1 protein-coding gene is annotated in these 714 nt (G+C 56.9%); it reads left to right on the top strand.

The features are described 5' to 3' along the window. The coding region (locus CSE01S_RS21900) for an S-type pyocin domain-containing protein (protein ID WP_042293188.1) at window positions 1–714 on the top strand (714 nt) is incomplete at both ends.

Genomic DNA, 714 nt, shown 5'->3' with positions numbered 1-714 from the left:
ACCGACGAGCCTGTAGACAACTTCGGCCAGATGACGATTTTTGCCCAACCAGTTGAAGATGACTGCTGTGGGTATGGTCATCAGCATGCTCATGAAGATGATAAAGTCGTTCAGCATGCTCAGTCAGCCAAAAAACGCAAACCCGATGCCGGGAGCGAAAAAGCCCCCACAGAGGCATCCGCCGCACCGCTTGCACTGGGGGCGGCAACTGGCGTCATGACGCAGGTGTGGGGAGAGTGGTCCTTAACCGGCGCACTGGGAGCCGCCCGCGGCATTCCTTATGTGGGCGCGATGATGTCCGCGCTGTATGTCCCGTCTGCGGGTGAAGGCAGCGGCAATGTCCCCGGACGAGATGAATTCTGGTACGAGGAAGAGCTGCGGCAGAAAGCGCTGACCGGAGCAAAAGCCACGACCCGCGTGAGGTTCTTCTGGCGGCAGGATGAACAGGGCAACATGCGGGTCTACGGCGTCCATACGGGTGAAGGCACGCCGTATGAAGGTGTGCGCACGGCTGAAATGAAGTGGGTTGAAAAAAATAATCGCTATGAGTTCACCCCCGCTCACGGTGTTGATGGCCCGTTGATAACCTGGACACCGGAAAGATCGGAAAACGGCGACATTCCATCGCATACGGGCAGTAACATCAGACCCATCGATCAGGCTACTATACTGGTTACTCCGATCCCTGACGGTAAAGACGAATTTACGACGCCG

Source organism: Citrobacter sedlakii NBRC 105722 (assembly GCF_000759835.1).
Classification (GTDB): domain Bacteria; phylum Pseudomonadota; class Gammaproteobacteria; order Enterobacterales; family Enterobacteriaceae; genus Citrobacter_A; species Citrobacter_A sedlakii.
Note: the sequence above shows the minus strand (reverse complement) of the source record. Positions and strands in the feature narration are given on the sequence as shown.